General features: G+C 61.7%; 18 protein-coding genes. 10 read left to right on the forward strand and 8 right to left on the reverse strand.

Going from position 1 to position 18,910, the window contains the following annotated elements:
* Nucleotides 1–151: 151 nt before the first annotated feature.
* The 4 genes from UB90_RS00845 to UB90_RS00860 are packed head-to-tail and all read right to left on the reverse strand — an operon-like array spanning nt 152 to nt 3,958.
* Entirely contained in the window at nt 152–592 is a 441-nt protein-coding gene (locus tag UB90_RS00845) for a VOC family protein (RefSeq protein ID WP_065324619.1), read from the reverse strand.
* A gap of 23 nt (nt 593–615) precedes the next feature.
* A complete protein-coding gene (locus UB90_RS00850; RefSeq protein WP_065324620.1) occupies nt 616–1,230 on the reverse strand; it encodes a hypothetical protein in 615 nt (204 codons plus the stop codon).
* A 13-nt stretch (nt 1,231–1,243) separates the two neighbouring features.
* Nucleotides 1,244–3,496 (reverse strand): xanthine dehydrogenase family protein molybdopterin-binding subunit, encoded by a 2,253-nt coding sequence (locus UB90_RS00855; RefSeq protein ID WP_065324621.1) that lies wholly within the window; start codon nt 3,494–3,496, stop codon nt 1,244–1,246.
* A 3-nt stretch (nt 3,497–3,499) separates the two neighbouring features.
* Nucleotides 3,500–3,958, reverse strand: coding sequence for a (2Fe-2S)-binding protein (locus UB90_RS00860; RefSeq protein ID WP_065324622.1), 459 nt, complete (start codon nt 3,956–3,958; stop codon nt 3,500–3,502).
* 352 nt (nt 3,959–4,310) lie between these two features.
* Here UB90_RS00860 and UB90_RS00865 point away from each other — a divergent pair, with 352 nt between their 5' ends.
* From UB90_RS00865 to fdhD, 3 genes are read left to right on the forward strand one after another with little or no spacing between them, the layout of a single operon-like run.
* The gene (locus UB90_RS00865) at nt 4,311–6,614 is read left to right on the forward strand and encodes an FdhF/YdeP family oxidoreductase (protein ID WP_065324710.1); all 2,304 of its coding nucleotides are present in this window, start codon (nt 4,311–4,313) and stop codon (nt 6,612–6,614) included.
* Nucleotides 6,611–6,946 (forward strand): hypothetical protein, encoded by a 336-nt coding sequence (locus UB90_RS00870; protein ID WP_065324623.1) that lies wholly within the window; start codon nt 6,611–6,613, stop codon nt 6,944–6,946. The genes UB90_RS00865 and UB90_RS00870 overlap by 4 nt, the downstream gene beginning before the upstream one ends.
* Nucleotides 6,943–7,776 carry a formate dehydrogenase accessory sulfurtransferase FdhD gene (gene fdhD, locus UB90_RS00875; protein WP_065324624.1) on the forward strand — a complete coding sequence of 278 codons (834 nt, stop codon included), beginning with the start codon at nt 6,943–6,945 and terminating at the stop codon, nt 7,774–7,776. Before UB90_RS00870 ends, fdhD begins: the two co-directional genes overlap by 4 nt.
* 67 nt (nt 7,777–7,843) lie before the next feature.
* Here the strand turns inward: fdhD and nagA are convergent, their stop codons facing one another.
* From nagA to UB90_RS00895, 4 genes are all read right to left on the reverse strand, one after another.
* A complete protein-coding gene (nagA, locus tag UB90_RS00880) occupies nt 7,844–8,986 on the reverse strand; it encodes an N-acetylglucosamine-6-phosphate deacetylase (RefSeq protein ID WP_065324625.1) in 1,143 nt (380 codons plus the stop codon).
* The gene (locus UB90_RS00885; protein WP_065324626.1) at nt 8,983–10,011 is read right to left on the reverse strand and encodes an SIS domain-containing protein; all 1,029 of its coding nucleotides are present in this window, start codon (nt 10,009–10,011) and stop codon (nt 8,983–8,985) included. Before UB90_RS00885 ends, nagA begins: the two co-directional genes overlap by 4 nt.
* A gap of 73 nt (nt 10,012–10,084) precedes the next feature.
* The gene (locus UB90_RS00890; protein WP_005648325.1) at nt 10,085–10,840 is read right to left on the reverse strand and encodes a GntR family transcriptional regulator; all 756 of its coding nucleotides are present in this window, start codon (nt 10,838–10,840) and stop codon (nt 10,085–10,087) included.
* Entirely contained in the window at nt 10,827–11,714 is an 888-nt protein-coding gene (locus tag UB90_RS00895; protein ID WP_065324711.1) for a glucosamine kinase nucleotide-binding domain-containing protein, read from the reverse strand. The genes UB90_RS00890 and UB90_RS00895 overlap by 14 nt, the downstream gene beginning before the upstream one ends.
* A 180-nt stretch (nt 11,715–11,894) precedes the next feature.
* On the opposite strand from UB90_RS00895, the gene UB90_RS00900 reads away from it, so the two are divergent.
* From UB90_RS00900 to betI, 7 genes are all read left to right on the forward strand, one after another.
* A complete protein-coding gene (locus UB90_RS00900) occupies nt 11,895–12,785 on the forward strand; it encodes an N-acetylmuramic acid 6-phosphate etherase (RefSeq protein ID WP_065324627.1) in 891 nt (296 codons plus the stop codon).
* 40 nt (nt 12,786–12,825) lie between these two features.
* Nucleotides 12,826–14,079 carry an ABC transporter substrate-binding protein gene (locus UB90_RS00905; protein WP_005650227.1) on the forward strand — a complete coding sequence of 418 codons (1,254 nt, stop codon included), beginning with the start codon at nt 12,826–12,828 and terminating at the stop codon, nt 14,077–14,079.
* Nucleotides 14,080–14,163: 84 nt separating this feature from the next.
* Nucleotides 14,164–15,078: a carbohydrate ABC transporter permease gene (locus UB90_RS00910; protein ID WP_009176119.1), complete on the forward strand. Its 915-nt coding sequence runs from the start codon at nt 14,164–14,166 to the stop codon at nt 15,076–15,078.
* Nucleotides 15,079–15,090: 12 nt separating this feature from the next.
* Nucleotides 15,091–15,930 carry a carbohydrate ABC transporter permease gene (locus tag UB90_RS00915; RefSeq protein ID WP_011536775.1) on the forward strand — a complete coding sequence of 280 codons (840 nt, stop codon included), beginning with the start codon at nt 15,091–15,093 and terminating at the stop codon, nt 15,928–15,930.
* A 79-nt stretch (nt 15,931–16,009) separates the two neighbouring features.
* On the forward strand, nt 16,010–17,044 hold the full coding sequence (locus tag UB90_RS00920; RefSeq protein WP_065324628.1) for a Gfo/Idh/MocA family protein: 1,035 nt from the start codon (nt 16,010–16,012) through the stop codon (nt 17,042–17,044).
* Nucleotides 17,041–18,036 carry an ABC transporter ATP-binding protein gene (locus UB90_RS00925; protein ID WP_065324629.1) on the forward strand — a complete coding sequence of 332 codons (996 nt, stop codon included), beginning with the start codon at nt 17,041–17,043 and terminating at the stop codon, nt 18,034–18,036. The genes UB90_RS00920 and UB90_RS00925 overlap by 4 nt, the downstream gene beginning before the upstream one ends.
* A gap of 185 nt (nt 18,037–18,221) precedes the next feature.
* Nucleotides 18,222–18,797, forward strand: coding sequence for a choline-binding transcriptional repressor BetI (betI, locus tag UB90_RS00930; RefSeq protein ID WP_065324630.1), 576 nt, complete (start codon nt 18,222–18,224; stop codon nt 18,795–18,797).
* The last annotated feature ends 113 nt before the right edge of the window (nt 18,798–18,910 follow it).

Here is an 18,910-nt window from a genome sequence, read left to right on the forward strand (position 1 = left end):
GTGGCACCCCGGAGCAAAAGGGCTTGCATTGGATGCAGCACATATTCTGCGCGCGCTTTTTCAAGACCGGTCCATAGGAAAGCCATAGCCCCGAAGGCGTCACGCCCTCCCCCTGCACAAGATCTCTTTTACTGATCAGATTACCGGTGCCCTACGGTCTGTGATTGTCTTCCAACTCCAGCAGATTACCTTCTGGGTCGCGCACATAGACGATCAGAACCGGAGCCTCTGCACTGCCAAAGTTGGTGACCTCGCCTTGCATTGCCCCACCACAGCGCAGCACATCCCGAAGCACCCGGTTGAGGTCATTCACCACAAACGCCAAGTGACCAAATCCCGGCGCGTTCACCTCAGGTCTGCCTCTGTTCAGGGTTTGGGTGTATTCTAGGATCTCAAGAAACGGCCCCGGATCATCAGGCAAGGCCAACCAGATCGAATAGATATCAGCGTCTTTCAACCCATTGCCGCGCGATACAGATGTACCGGACAACCTCTTGGCGGGGCGGCGCTCCCTATAGCCAAACACCTCGGCGTAAAACCCGCCCAGCGCCGCCGCATCGCGCGCGGTCAGACTGATGTGAGATAGTCTCATGCATCACACCTTATGCGCGTCCTTTACCCCTGTGGGCAGGGCTGACCCGCAGCGCCCCAAAGCGCCATATCCTCGACATGCTCTTCTAGTGTGCGGGGCGCGGGTTCGCGGTCTCCACCCGGCGACCACCCCCAGGCCACTGGCCCATTGAGGCTGGCGTCATGTTCCAGATGCTCAACGAGTTCGCGCCAGTCGCGTCCGCCGTTGCGCTCAGGGTCTTTGAGCTGCGCACAGATCTCGGCGCGGGATTTGCCGAACCACTCGAACTCCACCGGGGCCAGCTGCCACGCAATACCAAAGCGCGGCGCGGCGTGTGGTGCGGTGTCAAAATCATCCGAAGTCACATGGCAGGTCTGACAGGGCAGGAACTCCGCCCCAATCCGGCTTTCACCGGCATTGATGTGCATCCCATGCGGGCGCGCCTCACCGTAGCTTGGCCCGGACCACATCGGGATATTGTCCGCGCCCACGTGGCAATTGGCGCATCTGGGATGGGTCACCACCTCATAGATGCGTTCAAACGCCGCCTGTCCGTCTGCGCGACTGATGCTGCCCTCTTCCGGCAGGGTCAGCGCAGCTTCGGCAAGGGCTGCTCCGGCGATAGAAACCGCGGCAAGGATGACAACGCTCTTTTGCATGTCCCGGCCCTCCTCAGACGAAATCGATATGTTTGTTCAGCGGCAATTCGCGGATGCGTTGCCCGGTGGCGGCAAAGATCGCATTGGCCAGCGCCGGGGCAGCAGGCGGCACAGCGGGCTCTCCCACACCCCGGATGCGGCTGCCGTTGCTCAGCGCGCGCACCTCAATCTGCGGGGCCTGATAGAGCCGCATCCCCTCATAGGCGTGATAGTTGGTCTCAAGCGGGGCGTGATCCTCATAGGTCAGCGCGCAGTTCATCGCGTGCCCCAGCCCAAAGATCACCCCGCCAAAGACCTGCGCCTCTAGATTTGTGGGATCAAGCACCTCGCCCACATCCACTGCCACATAGACCTGATCGATGCGAATGCCCGCCTCCGTCTGCGTGACCTCGATGACTTGTGCGCAGGGCACCCCAAAGGACATGCAGAACCCAACACCACGTCCACGCCCCTCAGCCATTGAAGGGCCATCCCAGCCCGACATCTCGCCCACGGCCTCCAGCACCTTGCGCGCAGGCTCATGCAGACACAGGAGGATGCGTTCGGCCAGCGGATCGGCCCCGGCGGCGTGGATCAGCTCATCAAGGAAGCTATCGTGGTAAAACCCGTTGCCCGACGCGCCGACCGAACGCCAGGACGACACCGGCACCATGCTCGGCGCGCGATAGCCGGTGACACGATAGTTGGGAATAGCAAACGGCTGATCCCACGACCCGGTGGTGATCGTCGCATCGGGGCCCGGCAGACTCATTCCGCTCAGGCGGCCAAACCACTCCGGCGCCATGGCCGATTGACTGACCGAAAGATCAAAGGCCACCACCTTACCATCTGCGACCTGACCGCGCCCTGCGGCAACCGAGGCCGGGCGTGGGTAGTCGTGGCTCATGTCTTCTTCGCGGCTCCATGTGAGTTTCAAATGCCGGCCCGGCACCGCCAGTGCCAGCTCCACCGCCTGCTCCACATGGGTCATCTCCAGCCGGTGGCCAAAGCTGCCCCCCATGGGCAGCACATAGACCTTCACGGCCTCAGGCGCGACACCCGCAATGGTGGCGGCGCGGTCGCGGATGAACAGCGGGATCTGGGTGCCGGTCCAGATTTCCACCTGCCCCTCCAGCACCCGCACCACCGCGTTCATCGGCTCCATCGGCGCATGGGCGAGGTAGGGAATCCGATAGCGCGCGTCGATAATCTCGCCCGCCTCCAGTGCGGCGTCCACATCGCCCTCATCGCGCTGGCGGTGGTCATAGCTGTCGGGATCGCCCAGCGCCTGTTCAAGCGCGGCAAATATCCCGTCCGAGGTGCCGGGATAGTCCGGCGCGCTCCACTCGATCTCTAGCACCTCTGCCGCCTGAAACGCGCGCCACGTGTTGTTGGCAATCACACCGACACCGTTGCTGACCGGCAGGATTTTCTCCACCCCGCGCATCGCCTCAGCCGCCGAGGCATCAACACGCGCACCCGCAGTGCCAACAGCAGGGTTGGCACGCACGGTGGCATGCAACATGTCCTGAAATTCCATGTCAATGCCGTAGACCTCAGTGCCGGTACATTTGCGCAGCATATCCAGACGCGGCAGATCGGGCTTGCCCAGATAGCGCCACGCAGAGGCAGGGCGTAGGGTGACATTCGTGATCGGGTCAATCTCTGCCGCCTCTGCCGCCAGATCCGTATAGGCGATGGACGTGCCATCCGGCAGGATCACCGCGCCATTCTCGGTCCGCAGATCCCCACGCGCCACGCCAACCCGACGGGCCGCCGCCTCTTTCAGGGTTTCCCGCGCTGTCGCCCCCGCCAGACGCATCCGGTCAAACCCATCCGGCACCGTGGACGACCCACCTGTCATCTGGATCGAGAGCAGCTTGGCCGGGACCGACATGAAATCGCGCAGGGTGTCGGCCACAAATCCTTCCTTGTAGGCTGGGATTGGCACGCCTTCGCCCAGCACCGTGGCGTTGTAATAGGCCTGCCTCGGCATCCCGGGCGTAATCGTCGCGGTGGCCGGGTCGATGTCCAGCTCCTCGGCGATCAGATAGGCTTGGATGGAATAGGCACCCTGCCCTTTGTCCGCGCGCGGCGTGATCAGGGTGATGCCATTGGCGTCGATCTTCACAAAGGGCGTGATCGCCGCCTCACCGTCCTTGAGATCATCAAGCAGCGGATTGGGGATCGGCTTTTTCGCCATATAGACGCCAAAGGCCACGCCCCCGGCAATCGCGGCGGACCCAATCAGGAATGTACGGCGGGCAATTTTTCCGGCACGGCTCATGGCTCAGGCCTCGCTCAATTTCTGCGCAGCGTCATGGATCGCGGCCCGGATACGGGGATAGGTGCCACAGCGGCAGAGGTTCCCCGACATCACCGCATCAATCTCTGCATCCGTAGGCGCTGGGTTCAGATCGAGCAAAGCTGCCGCCTGCATGATCTGGCCCGATTGGCAGTACCCGCATTGTGCCACCTGATGCGCCACCCATGCAGCCTGCACCGCATGCAGGCTCTCGGGCGTGCCCAGCCCCTCAATGGTGGTGACCTCGCCCTCCAGATCGCCAACCGGCAATTGACAGGAGCGCACTGCCATCCCGTCCACATGCACCGTGCAGGCCCCGCATTGGGCGATGCCGCAGCCATATTTTGGACCTTTGATGTTCAACTCATCGCGCAGCACCCACAACAGGGGCATCTCGGGTTCGACATCGACCTCATGTTCGGTCCCGTTCACGGTCAGCTTCATGATGGATCTCCGTGGCAGCCGTTCGCGCCGAGTCTAGCGCAAACACAGCGTAGGAAAATGCCTGAGTGGGATCTCACGCAATGACCTTGGGTCAGTCGCAAAAGATACATCCACGATATGAAACGCTTATCACGGCTTCAAAAATTACGAATTCAAACGTGGTTTCAATACGTTGACAGAATTTGATCCACAGCCCATCAAGAGGGGGACACGATCCATGCGCCCTCTTTTCCTTGGCGCGCAGCCGCTACATTTTCCAACCGCTCCGCCCGGCATCGGCGCGATTCCTCCGGGTTTTAGCAGCTTGGTGGAACCCATCGGTGCGGCCAGAGCCTGTCACAAGGCCCCAGCCATGACCCACAATAACGGATCCGAAAAAGCACCCTCCACAGCCGCTGGTGGCTGGGGCGCACTCAAAAGCGTCGGACGTCAGTTGATGGGCAGCGGCAAACCCCTGTCCGGTGCGCGCACCATGCTGAAGGCCAACCAGCCCGATGGGTTTGACTGCCCCGGCTGTGCGTGGGGCGACCCCGAACATGGCTCCTCCTTCGAGTTTTGCGAAAACGGGGTCAAGGCCGTCGCATGGGAAGCCACCCGCGACCGCGTGACGCCCGCATTCTTTGCCGAACACAGCGTGAGCGAGCTGCGTACATGGTCAGACTATGCGCTGGAAAAGCAGGGCCGCCTGACCCACCCCATGCGCTATGACGCCGACAGCGACCGCTATGTCGAGGTCACATGGGACGACGCTTTTGCCGGGATCGCCGCGCGCCTCAATGCGCTGGATGATCCCAACCGGGCGGAGTTCTACACCTCCGGTCGTGCCAGCAACGAGGCGGCGTTTCTTTATCAGATGTTCGTGCGCCTTTATGGCACCAACAACTTCCCAGATTGCTCCAATATGTGCCACGAGGCCAGCGGCGTCGCCCTCACCGAGGCCATCGGCATTGGCAAAGGCACCGTGCTTTTGGAGGATTTCGAGAAGGCCGATGCGATCTTTGTGGTCGGTCAGAACCCCGGCACCAACCACCCGCGCATGCTGGCCGATCTGCGCGCCGCCACCCAGCGCGGGGCACGCGTCGTCGTGTTTAACACCCTCAAGGAAAAGGGCCTGCACCGTTTTGCCGACCCGCAAAACAAGCTGGAAATGATCCGCGGCGGCTCCGAGGCAACCTCGACCGACTATTACCGCCCGCGCCTTGGCGGCGACATGGCAGTGTTTCGCGGCATGGCCAAAGTCGTTCTGGCCGCCGAGGAGGCTGCACAGGCCACCGGCCAGCCCGCAGTGCTGGATCACGCCTTCCTGAGCACGCACACCGAAGCGTTCGAGGCCTACCGCGACGCGGTGAACGCCACCTCTTGGGACGAGATCGAAGACCAATCCGGCCTCAGCCGCGACCAGATCACAGAGGCGGCAGAGATCTATCTGGCCTCTGATCGCGTCATCACCACATGGGCGATGGGGATCACGCAGCACCGCCATTCGGTGCCGATGATCCGCGAGATTGCCAACTTCATGTTCCTGCGCGGCAATGTCGGACGTCCGGGCGCGGGTCTGTGCCCGGTGCGCGGCCATTCCAACGTGCAAGGCGACCGCACCGTCGGCATCAATGAAAAAGCCCCGGCAGCCCTTCTGGATGCGATGGAGCGCGAACTGGGCGTGGCGATGCCGCGTGACCGTGGCCACAACGTCTTGCAGGCCATCGGCGCGATGCTGTCCGGCGACGCGCGCGCCTTTATCGCGCTTGGCGGCAATTTTGCCCGCGCCACCCCCGACAGCGCGCTGATTGCACAAGCGATGCAGAACCTTGATCTGACCGTGAATATCGCCACCAAGCTCAACCACGGTCATTTGCTGCCGGGCACGCACAGCTACATCCTGCCCTGTCTGGGCCGCACCGAGATCGACAAGAACGCCGCAGGCGTGCGCCAGATCGTAACCGTCGAGGATTCCATGTCGATGGTGCATGGCTCCGGCGGGATCAACCCGCCCGCCGCCAAGACCCTGAAATCCGAGGTGCAGATCGTTGCAGGCATTGCCCGCGCCACACTTGGCAATACCACCGTGGACTGGGACGCGCTTGCACAAGACAACGACAAGATCCGTGACCTGATCGCCCGCGTGCTGCCGATCTTTGGCGATTTCAACGCACAGGTGCGCAAACCGCGCGGCTTCCATCTGCGCAATGGCGCGTCAGAGCGTGAATGGAACACCCCCGCCGGGCGCGCGACCTTCTCAGCCGATCCGCTGCCAGAGCAAACCGAATGGCAGAACCTGCGTGGGGAAAACCGGCGATTTGTGCTGCAAACCTTCCGATCGCACGATCAGTACAACACCACCGTCTACGGCATGGATGACCGCTATCGCGGCGTTTACGGCGAACGCAACGTGGTCTTTATGCATCCCGATGACATCGCCGCACTGGGTGCTGAGCCCGGTGATGTCATGGATGTGGTGGGCCTGCACGATGATGACGTGGACCGTATCGCGCCGGGGTTCCGTCTGGTGGCCTATGACATCCCCAAGGGCTGTGTTGCGGGCTACTATCCAGAGCTTAACGTGCTGGTCCCGCATCAGGTCTTTGGCGACAAGAGCTTTACGCCTGCGTCCAAATCCGTGCCCGTCACCTTTCGCCCCAGCGAGACGCCCGCATGATGGCGCTCATTGAGGCTCTGGTCGCCGACCACCCTGAGGCGCTCTCTCCCCTTGGGGCCGGTCTGATGACAGCGGCGCATCTGGGGATCGCGCATGACAGCCGCAGTTTTGCGCGCAAGTTCGGCCTTGCCCATGCGCTGGTGCTGCGCGAATGCACGCTTTTGGCCCACGAACACGATCTGCTGACGGTCGAGAGCCGGGGCGATAAATCTCAGCGCCTGTTCTACCAACTCAGCGATATCGGTCTCGCCACGGTGGAGCGGGCCTGCGATGACACTGACAACAACGCCCACCTGAGCGCGGCAGGCACAGCCAAGGAGTACGCCTCATGACCGCGCCGCTGCGCCATCCCACGGCCCCTGCGCATTTCACCGCGCATCGCCACGAAGGGCTGATCGTCTCGGCGGATGAGGTCGCGCCCCACAGCCGCGATCTGGCCGAAGAAACGCCTGTTGCCATGGTGTTTGACGGCTCCAGCGCCGCCGTGATGATGGCCAGCCCCTCCGACATTGAGGATTTCGCCTTTGGCTTTGCCCGCACCGAAGGGTTCATCACCAGCTTTGACGATGTGCGTGAATTTGAACAGGTTGCGCATGACAGTGGTATTGAGGCGCGGTTTTGGCTGCACGAGGATCGCGGTGCCGCGATTGCCAGCCGCCGCCGTGCCATGGCAGGTCCCATTGGCTGTGGCCTCTGCGGCATAGACAGTCTGGAACAAGCCCTGCGCCATCCGCGTGATGTATCGGATGTGGCGCTGCAGTTTCGGGCTGCTGCGATTGCCGCCGCGCCCAGCGACCTCGCCCGCCACCAGCCCTTGCACGATCAATGCCGCGCGGTACATGCGGCAGGGTTTCTCTGCCCGGATCATGGCCTGATTGCAGTGCGCGAGGATGTGGGGCGTCACAATGCGCTCGACAAACTCATCGGCGCGCTGCTGCGACAAGGGATCGACCCGGCCAGCGGTGCCTTTGTGATGACATCGCGGATCTCGGTGGATCTGGTGCAAAAGGCGGCAGAAGTGGGGTCGGGCATGATTATCGCCGTCTCCGCACCGACCTCGCATGCGGTGCGGCTGGCAGACCGCGCAGGCATGACCCTTGCGGCGTCAACACGCGGTGGGCGCTTTGCTCTCTATACGCATCCGCACCGGGTATGCGCATAACCGGGTGATTGCAAAGGGGTGGCACAGCCGCACGCCCATGCGCCCGGCCATGCACTTTGGCAAACCTTTAGCCAATCACGGGTGATGCCGCGCTCAGATCGGATTTGATCCGGATCATATCCGTCAACATCTGCCCCGGCAGCTTCAGATCCACCGGCGCATCAATCAGCGCCGCTGGGATCGAGGTTGCCGCCTCCAGCACCTCATCCAGGGACACAGCGCATTGGCTGGTCAGCACCCTGAGCGCCGTGGTCAGATCCAGATCCGCCCCCGCCAAGGTGCCATCAGACAAGCACAACCGCCCTTCGCTGCGGGTAATCCGGCGTCCTTCCAGACGGAACTCGCTATCCGCCGTGCCCGCAACGGCCATGGCGTCAGACACAAGGAAAATCCGCCCCGGCCCGCGCCGCTTGGCCAGCCAGGCCGCCCGGAGGCTGGCGGGATGCACATGGATGCCATCCGCAATCAATCCCGCCGACAGCTCTGCGGTGTCCAGCACCGCCCCCACCAGACCCGGCGCGCGATTGCCCAACTGGCTCATGGCGTTGAACAAATGGGTCGCACAACCCGCGCCCGCCTTGGCATAGGCGACACAGGTGTCAAAGGGCGCATCCGTATGGCCAAGCGAGACCAGAACGCCCGCCTCCACCATCCGCGTCACCTGCTCAGGCGTGACATTCTCCGGTGCAATCGTGACCTTGAGCTTGGGCAGCAGGGCCGCCGCCTCGCAGATCGCGCTGAGGTCGCTTTCATCCATCGGACGGATCAGGGCTGCGTCATGCGCCCCCTTGCGCGCGACCGACAGATGCGGCCCTTCCAGATGCAAACCGCCAAAGCCACGCACCCCGACCTCATGGGCATCAATCCCAGCCTTCAGCGTCGCGCGGGTCTTCTCGGCGGTATCCGTGATCAGCGTTGGCAGGATCGTGGTCGCCCCCAGACTGCGATGCGCATCGCAAATTGTCGCAATCGTCTCCACGTTCGGCGCATCGCCCAACATCACACCACCGCCGCCATTCACCTGCAGGTCGACATAGCCGGGCGACAGGATATCGCCGCCCAGATCGATCATATCGCCGCGCTCGCCTAACTCCGTCAGCGGCACCATCTTCGCGAGCTGACCTGCGCGAAACTGTGCTGCATAGCCTTGCCGCAGGCGTTTGCCGTCAAAGATCGGCCCGCCCAGAAAGGTAATCAGCCGTTGCATCATACGGTTTCCGTAACCTTGTTGAGGTGGCGCGGTGTATCCGGGTTCAGCCCACGCCGCGCCGCGACGGCATCAACCATGCCGTAAAAAGACACAATCGAGGAAATCGGATCGGTGATCCAGTGATCGGTGCGCACATGCGGCAGAACTTCTGCACCTTTGGCCTTATCCGTAGTGGCAAAGACATGCGCGCCCTTATCCGCGAGCGCCTGCACCATGTCGCCAACGCTTTCCTCGGCCGCATCAGCCGCGGCAAAGGCAATCACCGGGAAATTTTCACCCACGATCGACACCGGACCATGCAGCACCTCCGCCGCAGAATAGCTCTCGGCGTGGATCTGGCAGGTTTCCTTGAACTTCAGCGCCGCCTCGTTGGAGATCGCCCAGCTTGGCCCACGCCCCAGCGTGTAAAGCGACTGACCGTCGATGGCCTCAACCGCCGCGCTCCAATCGCAATCCTTTGCCTTGGCCAAATGTCCGGGCAGTTTGCGGATCGCATCCAACAGCTCAGCATCCTGTTTGATTTCAGCCAGCAGCCAAAGACCCGCCACCAACGAGGTGACAAATGTCTTGGTGGCCGCAACACTCAGCTCGGGGCCCGCGTGGATGGGTAGCACCGCCGCAGAGGCCTCCGCCAGTGGCGAGGTCGCGTCATTGGTGATCGCAACCGTATAGGCCCCCTTGTCGCGGAAGGCGGAGGTCAGTTGCACGATGTCCGGGCTTTTGCCCGACTGCGACACAGAAATACTCAGCGCGCCCGCGCAATTCAGATCAACCCCGTAGATGGATTTCACCGACGGCCCCACCGACGCCATCGGCAGGCCCAAGAGCAATTCGCTGGCGTATTTCAGATAGGTCGAGGCGTGATCCGAGGAGCCCCGCGCCACCGACAACAGATAGCTCGGGGCGAGGTCACGGATTTCAGCGGCGGTGGCCGTCACCGCGCCCGCGCCTTCGCTCAGAAGGCGCTCGACCGCGTCGGGGATTTCGTTGATTTCACGGCGCATCTGCGTTTGAGGAGCGTTCATGGTTCAAAACCTTTCACTGGGCAGATCAGTCATTAAGGAAGGGAGGAGTAAGGCAGGTCGCAACGGCTGAGGCTCAGCCCGACAGTTGCAACTCCGCGACGAAGTCATAGGCGTCACCGCGATAAAGCGAGCGCGTCAATTCCGCGACCCGGCCATCTTCGAGGAAAGACAGACGTTGAATGCGCAGCCCGGCGGTGCCTTCGGCCACGTTCAACAGGTCTGCCTCCGTCGATTCCAGATTGATGGCTGAAATTTTCTGGATCGCGCGCACCGGGCGGTGGCCGATCACCCCCAGCGTTGCATAAAGCGAAGTGGTCACCTCCAGCGGGTTCGGCAGAATACTGAGCGGCAAAGCCGCGCGCTCCAGCGCCATGGGCTGACCGCCCGCTTCCCGCAGACGATAGATCCGGGCCACCGAGTCCTCAGCGCCAAGCCCCAGCACAGAGACCTCTTCTTCGGTGGGCAGGAAGACGCCACGCTCCAGCCATTTCGAGGTGGTCTCCAACCCGCGTTGCTGCATATCCTCGGTAAAGGACGTCAGATGGCGCAGCGATTGTTCAACCCGCGCGGTGCTTTCGCGTACAAAAGACCCAGACCCCTGCCGCTGTTCGATCGCCCCCTGCTGCACCAGCTCATGCATGGCCTTGCGCACGGTGACGCGCGACAGATCGGTGATTTCGGCAATCTCGCGCTCGGGTGGCAAGGAGCTGTTGGGGGGCAGCACACCGGACTGGATGGCCTCTTCGAGGCGGCGGCGCAGCTGCACATAGCGCGGTCCTGCGCCCTGATCGAACCAGATGTCGGGTTTCAGGAATTCAGTGATGGTCATCCCGCACCTCCCGTGCGAACTCATGCGCCAGCGTAATCGCCCCGTCGAGCGGCGTGCCCCGCGGCGCGATGCAGGCTTCCTGCATGGCCGGTGGCAGATAGGGCAGGAACTGCGGTGCAATCCCGCCGGTCAGGCACAGCGGCAATCCGGCTTTCCACCCCATCTTATGTAGCGTCGTGGCGATCTCATGCGCGGCATCCGTCAGGATCTCTACCGCCAGCGGATCGCCCTTGGCAGCAAAGGCGGTGACATCCGGCGCCACCCGGCCAAAATCCGCTGGCCGCGCCTTGACCGCAAAGGCGACAATCTCTGCCGAGCCGCCAAACCGCTCCAGAAGCTGCGCCCCCAGTTCCGAGGACTCGCGCAGGCGATCCACTTCCTCAAGCGTGCAGGCCAGCGCGCGTCGTCCCACCCATTGCGCCGACGCCGGATCGCCAAGCACCGATCCCCAGCCGCCTGCGAATCGGCTTTGCCCTTCGATCTGCGCGGCAAAGAACGACCCGGTGCCACAATGGGCAATGAGTCCATCACTGCCGCCCAATGCGCCACTGAGTGCGGTGGGGCGATCATCGGTCACGCGCACCAGCTGAAAAGGCAGCGCATCCGAGAACCGCTCGGCGATCTGCGCGCCCGTCACCCCGGCAATTCCAATATAAACCGGGCACATGGCCAGCGCCGCAGCGCTATGGCCTGTCGTTTCAGCCAGTTGGTCAAGACCGTCGCGCACCTGCGCCACAGCCCCCGCCATATCGGTAGAAATATTCGCCGAGCCGGTCTCTACCGTGATCACCGAATCCCCATCGGATAGCGCCAGCCGACACCGTGTGCCGCCACCATCGAGAGCCAGAACAGAGGTTTTCAATGTGTCCGTCATGAGAATACCATTACGATACCAAATCGAATTTTGGAAGACAGAAACAGAACCAACACCGGGAGAAAAACCGGAAATATCGGAGAAACCGGAATTTTTGCGGACCAAATTACGGTTTCAGCACGTAATGGTAGACAAAAGGTATCAAATGGGTATCGTTGGTTCAAATCTGGAGGGAATCACGTGTCGACCGCTGCCACGGAACAATTGCACGAAAACGCCAAAGATCTGGACGCCCGCCCATTGGCTGAGGTGGCAGAGATTTTGGCCCATGCGCAACACGATGCGTCTCAATCCCCTCTTGCCGCGACAGAAGCCATTTGCGCCGGCGCTTTGGCCATGGCGCGGGCCATCCGCGCGGGCGGCACACTGCATTACGCCGCTGCCGGATCTTCGGGCCTGATGGCCGCGGCCGACGCCCTTGAACTGGGCGGCACGTTTTCGATCCCCGCAGCGCAACTGCGCATCCATATGGCCGGCGGCATGCCCACCGGGGTCGAGATGCCCGGCGGCACCGAGGACGAAACCGCAGATCTGGAACGCGCCCTCGCAGAGATCGGCCCGGATGATGTGCTGATTGGCGTCTCTGCCAGCGGCACCACCCCTTATACGGTTGCAGGCGCTAAGCTCGCAAAAGCGCGCGGCGCCTGCGTCATCGGCATCGCCAACAACGCCGGGTCTGCGCTGCTGGACATCGCCGATCACGCGGTCCTGCTGCAAACCCCGCCAGAGGTGATCTCCGGCTCCACCCGCATGGGGGCCGGCACCGCCCAGAAGATCGCACTCAATATGCTGTCGACCCTGATGGCGGTCGATCTTGGTCATGTCCACGACGGCATGATGATCAACCTGCGCGCAGACAATATCAAACTGCGCATCCGCGCCCGCCAGATCGTGACCCGCATCACCGGTACCACCGACGACACCGCCAATGCCGCCATCGAGGCCGCAGGCGGCAATGTGAAATGCGCCATCCTGATTGCAGCTGGTGCAACAGACCTCGCGGACGCCAACGCGCGTCTGGAGACGACAGGCGGCAAGCTGCGCCCAGCGCTCTCGTCGCTCAATACATAAGAAAAACAACAATAAATCCATTCCAATAGGAGGAAGACCCATGAAAAGTAAGTTTATGTTGGCCGCGCTTGCGGGCACCGCTCTGGTTGCCACATCCGCTTTGGCCGAGGATGTCACCCTCACCGTCGAGAGCTGGCGCAACGACGACCTGACCCTGTGGCAGGACAAGATCATCCCCGCGTTTGAAGCGGCCCACCCCGGCATCAAGGTGAAATTCACGCCCAGCGCGCCGACCGAATATAACGCGGTTCTGAACTCCAAGCTGGACGCAGGCTCCGCCGGTGATCTGATCACCTGCCGCCCGTTTGACGCCTCCCTTGCGCTCTATGAGGCGGGCCACCTTGCCGCGCTTGATGATATGGACGCGATGAGCAACTTCTCCGATGTTGCGAAATCCGCATGGCAGACCGACGATGGCTCAGCGAGCTTCTGCGTGCCGATGGCCTCCGTGATCCACGGCTTCATCTACAACAAAGAAGCCTTTGAAGAACTCGGCCTTGAGGTTCCCGCAACCGAAGACGAATTCTTTGCCGCGCTTGAGAAAATCAAGGAAGACGGCACCTATATCCCGATGGCGATGGGCACCAACGACCAGTGGGAAGCCGCCACCATGGGCTATAACAACATCGGCCCGAACTACTGGAAAGGCGAAGAAGGCCGCAAAGCCCTGCTCGCAGGCGAACAGAAGCTCACCGACGAACAATGGGTTGCGCCTTTTGAAACGCTCGCCAAATGGGCGGACTATCTGGGCGACGGCTACGAGGCACAGACCTATCCTGACAGCCAGAACCTGTTCACACTGGGCCGCGCGGCGATCTATCCGGCAGGCAGCTGGGAAATCTCCGGCTTCAACACGCAGGCAGATTTCGAGATGGGTGCCTTTAAGGCTCCGGTCAAATCCGCAGGCGACACCTGCTACATCTCCGATCACACCGACATCGGGATCGGCATGAACGCCTCGACCGAGCACCCCGAAGCGGCCAAAGCGTTCCTGACATGGGTGGCCTCGCCCGAGTTTGCCGACATCTTCGGCAACGCGCTGCCGGGCTTCTTCCCGCTGTCCAATGCTCCGGTTGAACTGGACGACCCGCTTGCGAAGGAATTCGTCAGCTGGCGTGGCGAGTGCGAAAGCACCATCCGCTCCACCTACCAGATCCTGTCGCGTGGCACGCCGAACCTCGAAAATGAGACCTGGGGCGCATCCGCCGCAGCGATCAAAGGCACCGAGACCCCCGAAGCTCTGGGCGCAAAGCTCCAGTCCGGTCTTGAGACCTGGTACGAACCGCAACAGTAAGTCCCCGAAACGACACTAAAACCACTGTTGTAACACTCCCGGACGCGCCAATCCGCGCGTCCGGGACCTGGACCGGAGGTTCCCATGCAAAAGCCCCGCATCCGCTGGCATATCGCCCTCTTTTTGGCCCCTGCCGTGCTGATCTACACCTCGGTTATGATCTTCCCCCTCTTCAATACGCTGCGCCTCGCCCTCTTTCAGGAGGTCGATCAGGAGCGCGTGTATGTGGGGCTGGAGAATTTCCGCACGCTCTTCTTTGATCCGATCTGGTCGGAGCAATTCTGGAACGCTCTGGGAAATAACTTCTGGTTCTTCCTCGTTCACATGCTGGTGCAGAACCCCATCGGGATCGCACTCGCAGCCCTGCTGAGCCACCCACGCCTGCGCTTTGCGGCACTCTATCGCTCCGCGATCTTCATCCCGACGATCCTGAGCTTTGTGATCGTGGGCTTTGCGTGGAAGCTTATCCTGTCGCCCATCTGGGGCATCGCGCCTTCGATGCTGGATGCGGTCGGTCTGAAATCGCTCTTTGCGCCGTGGCTCGGCAAGGAAGAATACGCCCTTACCACACTGGCGCTGATCTCCGTGTGGCAATTCGTCGGCATTCCGATGATGCTGATCTATGCCGCGCTGCTGTCGATCCCCGAAGAAATGCTCGAGGCGGGCGAGATTGACGGCGTCACCGGCATGGCCGCCTTCTGGAAGATCAAATTGCCGCTGATCCTGCCCTCGATCGGGATCATCTCGATCCTGACATTTGTGGGCAATTTCAATGCCTTCGACCTGATATACGCATCCCAAGGTGCGCTGGCGGGGCCTGATTTCTCTACCGATATCCTCGGCACCTTCATGTACCGGACGTTCTTTGGCTTTCAGCTGCAACTGGGGGATCCGCACATGGGGTCGGCCATTGCGGGGGCGATGTTCGCGATCATCCTTGTGGGCGTCTGTCTTTATCTCTTCGGCATCCAGACCCGGATGCGCCGCTACCAGCTCTGACGGGAGGCACTCATGAGTTCTGCACGCTCCAACCCGATCAACACGGCTGCAATGCATGGCGCGCTGATCATCTACACCTTGATTGCACTGTTTCCGGTCTTTGTGATCCTGATCAACAGCTTCAAGACTCGCAAAAAGATCTTCCGCGAACCGCTGGCCCTGCCGGATGCGGACAGCTTTTCCCTCGTGGGCTATCAGACGGTGATGAAACAGGGGGATTTCTTCCTCTACTTTCAGAACTCCTTCATCGTCACCGTCGGCTCGCTCACGCTGATCCTGCTGTTTGGCGCGATGGCGGCCTTTGCGCTCAGCGAATATCGCTTTCGCGGCAATATGCTGATGGGGCTCTATCTGGCGCTCGGGATCATGATCCCGATCCGCATCGGCACCGTGGCGATCCTTGAAATGATGGTCTCCACCGGGCTGGTGAACACGCTCTGGGCGCTGATCCTCGTCTACACGGCGCAAGGTCTGCCGCTCGCCGTCTTCATCCTGAGTGAATTTATGCGACAGGTGAGCGACGATCTGAAAAACGCCGGGCGCATCGACGGGCTCAGTGAATTCACCATCTTCTTTAAGCTGGTTCTGCCCCTGGTGCGGCCTGCGCTGGCCACCGTGGCGGTGTTCAACATGATCCCGATCTGGAACGATCTGTGGTTCCCACTGATCCTCGCCCCTGCCGAGGAAACCAAGACGCTGACGCTTGGCAGTCAGGTGTTCATCGGCCAGTTCGTGACCGACTGGAACGCGGTTCTGTCGGCGCTGTCCATGGCGATCCTGCCGGTGCTGATCCTCTATGTGATCTTCTCCCGCCAACTCATTCGCGGCATCACGTCGGGGGCGGTGAAATGATTGGTATTGTTCGCAAAAACACAGGGCAGCGCCCGGTCGCAGAGGGGCGTGAAGGCTCAAACCGCAAAGGAGTCACATCATGACCCGTGTTCTGATCGCTGGCCTTGGTAACATGGGACTCTCCCACGCGCTCGCGCATCACAAAGAAGACGGCGCCGAGATTGTCGGCCTCGTCAATCGCTCGGGCCAGGTCGACCACCCCGATCTTCAGGGCTATCCGGTCTTCACCGACTTTCACGCGGCCCTCGAGGACACAAAACCGGATCTGGTGGTCGTCGCCACCTACTCTGACAGCCACGCCGACTATGCCGTGGCCGCGATGGAGGCAGGCGCGCATGTGTTTGTCGAGAAACCCCTCGCCACCACGGTGAAGGACGCCCGCCGCGTGGTCGCCACCGCCAAGGCAACAGGACGCAAGCTGGTCGTGGGCTACATCCTGCGCCACCACCCCTCTTGGGTGCGGCTCATTGAAGAATCCCGCGCACTTGGCGGACCTTACGTGTTCCGCATGAACCTCAACCAGCAAAGCAAGGGCGCTGAGTGGGAGACCCACAAGGCGCTGATGCAGACCACCGCGCCCATCGTCGATTGCGGCGTGCATTACGTGGATGTCTGGTGCCAGATCACCGATGCCAAACCCGTTCAGGTCAACGCCATGGGCCTGCGCCTCTCGGACGAGATCGCGCCCGAGATGTATAACTACGGCCAGTTTCAGGTCACATTCGATGATGGCTCTGTCGGGTGGTACGAGGCGGGCTGGGGGCCGATGATGTCGGAGACCGCATTCTTCGTCAAAGATGTGATCTCTCCCAAAGGCTCCGTGTCAATCACCGAAGCCGACAAATCCGGCTCGTCGGATGTGGACGGCCATACCCGCGTTGGCGGGCTGTTGGTGCACCGCCCCGAAGGCGACCAGTTGATCGACCTGCCCGACGAACCCGGCCATCAGGACCTTTGCGACGCGGAGCAGGCCTATATGCTGCGCGCCATCCGTGAGGATCTCGACCTCTCCCGCCACGCACGAGACGCCGTCCAGTCGCTGGCAATCTGCCTTGCGGCGGATGAAAGCGTCCGCACCGGGACCCCTGTCAAACTGAAAGAGGTAACGCCATGACCGCGCTGACCCTGACCAATGTGAACAAATCCTTCGGCAATGTGCATGTCCTCAAGGACATCAACATCGAGGTGAACGAGGGCGAGTTCGTCGTCTTTGTCGGCCCGTCGGGCTGCGGTAAATCCACTCTCTTGCGCACCATCGCAGGACTTGAGGATGTGACCTCCGGCGAGGTCTGCATCGCAGGCAATGTGGTCAACCAGACGCCACCCTCCAAACGCGGCATCGCCATGGTGTTTCAATCCTACGCGCTCTATCCGCACCTCAATGTGCGGGGCAATATGTCCTTGGCGCTGAAACAGGCCAAAGAAAGCAAGGAAACCATCGAGGAACGCGTGGCCGAAGCCAGCCGCATGCTAAGCCTTGGCGATTATCTGGACCGCTTCCCGTCGGAACTCTCGGGCGGGCAGCGCCAGCGCGTCGCCATTGGCCGCGCCATTGTGCGCCACCCCAAACTGTTCTTGTTCGATGAGCCGCTTTCGAACCTCGATGCGGCGCTGCGGATGAACACCCGGCTGGAGATTGCAAACCTGCACGAACAGCTGGGCGCGACGATGGTCTACGTCACCCACGACCAGACCGAGGCGATGACGCTTGCGGATAAAATCGTGGTGCTGCGCGATGGCCGTGTCGAACAGATCGGCTCTCCGATGGAGCTGTATAACAACCCGGCCAACCAGTTTGTGGCAGGCTTCCTTGGCTCTCCGGCGATGAACTTCCTCCCCGCTGCCCTGCTGGAGGACGGCAACCCCAACACGCTGGGGGTGCGTCCCGAGGACCTCATGCTGGATGACGCAGGCCCGCTCCAGATCACCAGCAAACATGTGGAGCATCTGGGCGGCGACACCAACGTCATTGCCGATTGCAACGGCCATCAGATCACCGTGCGCCTGTTCGGCCAGCATGCGATCCGTTCCGGCCAAAGCCTGCAGCTCCGCATCGCGGAGGGCAAATCCTATCTCTTTGATCCCGACGGCGCTCGCCTCAGCTGACCCAAGGATCAACAAGGACTAAAAAGCGCGGCGTCTCCCTCCTGCGACGTCACGCCGCCCACCCCTCCCCCGCGCGCTCCCTTGCGGGGCGGGGTGGGCCCACGCATTACATCGCGCGACGGCGGGATTGACCCGCCGCCGCGCGCTTGTCATTGGCAGGCCACGACCAGACGCAGGAGACAGCGATGCCCAAACTTGGAATGGAGCCAAAGCGCCGCGCCGCGCTGGTGTCCGCGGTGATCGATGAAATCGGTGAAACCCGCTCGCTTGATGTGACCGTGGCCCAGATCGCCCGCCGTGCCGGCATGAGCAGCGGCCTTGCGCATCACTATTTTGGCAGCAAAGAACAGATGCTGATCGCCGCAATGCGGTTCATTCTCGCCGAATTCTCCGCCCATGTCCGCACGGAGCTGGCCAGCGCCCAAGACCCCCGCGCGCGCCTTGATGCGATCATCCGCGCCAATTTTGCCGCCCATGTGTTTGACCCGCGCAAAACCTCCGCATGGCTCAGCTTTTACGCTCTGGCACAATCCAACCCACATGCCGCGCATCTGATGCAGCTTTATCAAAAACGATTGCGCAGCAACCTCTTGTTTGATTTGCGCCAACTCACCGCACGCCCCGTCCCAATCGCCGAAAGCCTTGCCGCCTTGATCGACGGCGTCTATCTGCGCGCAGCCCTGAATGAGACGGGAAACCGCGAAACCGCCGCCGCACAGGTCTCTGACGCGCTCGATATGTTCCTGCGCGCGCAGCGCTGATCGCCCTGTTTCCCCCGCCCAAAGACACCGGCAGAGCGGGGATTTATCAACACACCCAAATAAGCCGCCAAAAAATTATTGTCGTTTTGTCGCTAAACCTGTGCCACAATTTT

This window comes from Tritonibacter mobilis, assembly GCF_001681715.1.
Classification (GTDB): domain Bacteria; phylum Pseudomonadota; class Alphaproteobacteria; order Rhodobacterales; family Rhodobacteraceae; genus Epibacterium; species Epibacterium mobile.

Bases quoted from the DNA above. Each gene is read 5' to 3' on its own strand.
- UB90_RS00920 (WP_065324628.1), top strand. From the start codon at position 16,010: ATGACCCGTGTTCTGATCGCTGGCCTTGGTAACATGGGACTCTCCCAC.
- UB90_RS00870 (WP_065324623.1), top strand. From the start codon at position 6,611: ATGATGGCGCTCATTGAGGCTCTGGTCGCCGACCACCCTGAGGCGCTC.
- nagA (WP_065324625.1), bottom strand. From the start codon at position 8,986: ATGATGCAACGGCTGATTACCTTTCTGGGCGGGCCGATCTTTGACGGC.
- UB90_RS00855 (WP_065324621.1), bottom strand. From the start codon at position 3,496: ATGAGCCGTGCCGGAAAAATTGCCCGCCGTACATTCCTGATTGGGTCC.
- betI (WP_065324630.1), top strand. From the start codon at position 18,222: ATGCCCAAACTTGGAATGGAGCCAAAGCGCCGCGCCGCGCTGGTGTCC.
- UB90_RS00885 (WP_065324626.1), bottom strand. From the start codon at position 10,011: ATGAACGCTCCTCAAACGCAGATGCGCCGTGAAATCAACGAAATCCCC.
- UB90_RS00845 (WP_065324619.1), bottom strand. From the start codon at position 592: ATGAGACTATCTCACATCAGTCTGACCGCGCGCGATGCGGCGGCGCTG.
- UB90_RS00895 (WP_065324711.1), bottom strand. From the start codon at position 11,714: ATGACGGACACATTGAAAACCTCTGTTCTGGCTCTCGATGGTGGCGGC.
- UB90_RS00860 (WP_065324622.1), bottom strand. From the start codon at position 3,958: ATGAAGCTGACCGTGAACGGGACCGAACATGAGGTCGATGTCGAACCC.
- UB90_RS00850 (WP_065324620.1), bottom strand. From the start codon at position 1,230: ATGCAAAAGAGCGTTGTCATCCTTGCCGCGGTTTCTATCGCCGGAGCA.
- UB90_RS00890 (WP_005648325.1), bottom strand. From the start codon at position 10,840: ATGACCATCACTGAATTCCTGAAACCCGACATCTGGTTCGATCAGGGC.
- UB90_RS00905 (WP_005650227.1), top strand. From the start codon at position 12,826: ATGAAAAGTAAGTTTATGTTGGCCGCGCTTGCGGGCACCGCTCTGGTT.
- UB90_RS00910 (WP_009176119.1), top strand. From the start codon at position 14,164: ATGCAAAAGCCCCGCATCCGCTGGCATATCGCCCTCTTTTTGGCCCCT.
- UB90_RS00925 (WP_065324629.1), top strand. From the start codon at position 17,041: ATGACCGCGCTGACCCTGACCAATGTGAACAAATCCTTCGGCAATGTG.
- UB90_RS00915 (WP_011536775.1), top strand. From the start codon at position 15,091: ATGAGTTCTGCACGCTCCAACCCGATCAACACGGCTGCAATGCATGGC.
- UB90_RS00865 (WP_065324710.1), top strand. From the start codon at position 4,311: ATGACCCACAATAACGGATCCGAAAAAGCACCCTCCACAGCCGCTGGT.
- fdhD (WP_065324624.1), top strand. From the start codon at position 6,943: ATGACCGCGCCGCTGCGCCATCCCACGGCCCCTGCGCATTTCACCGCG.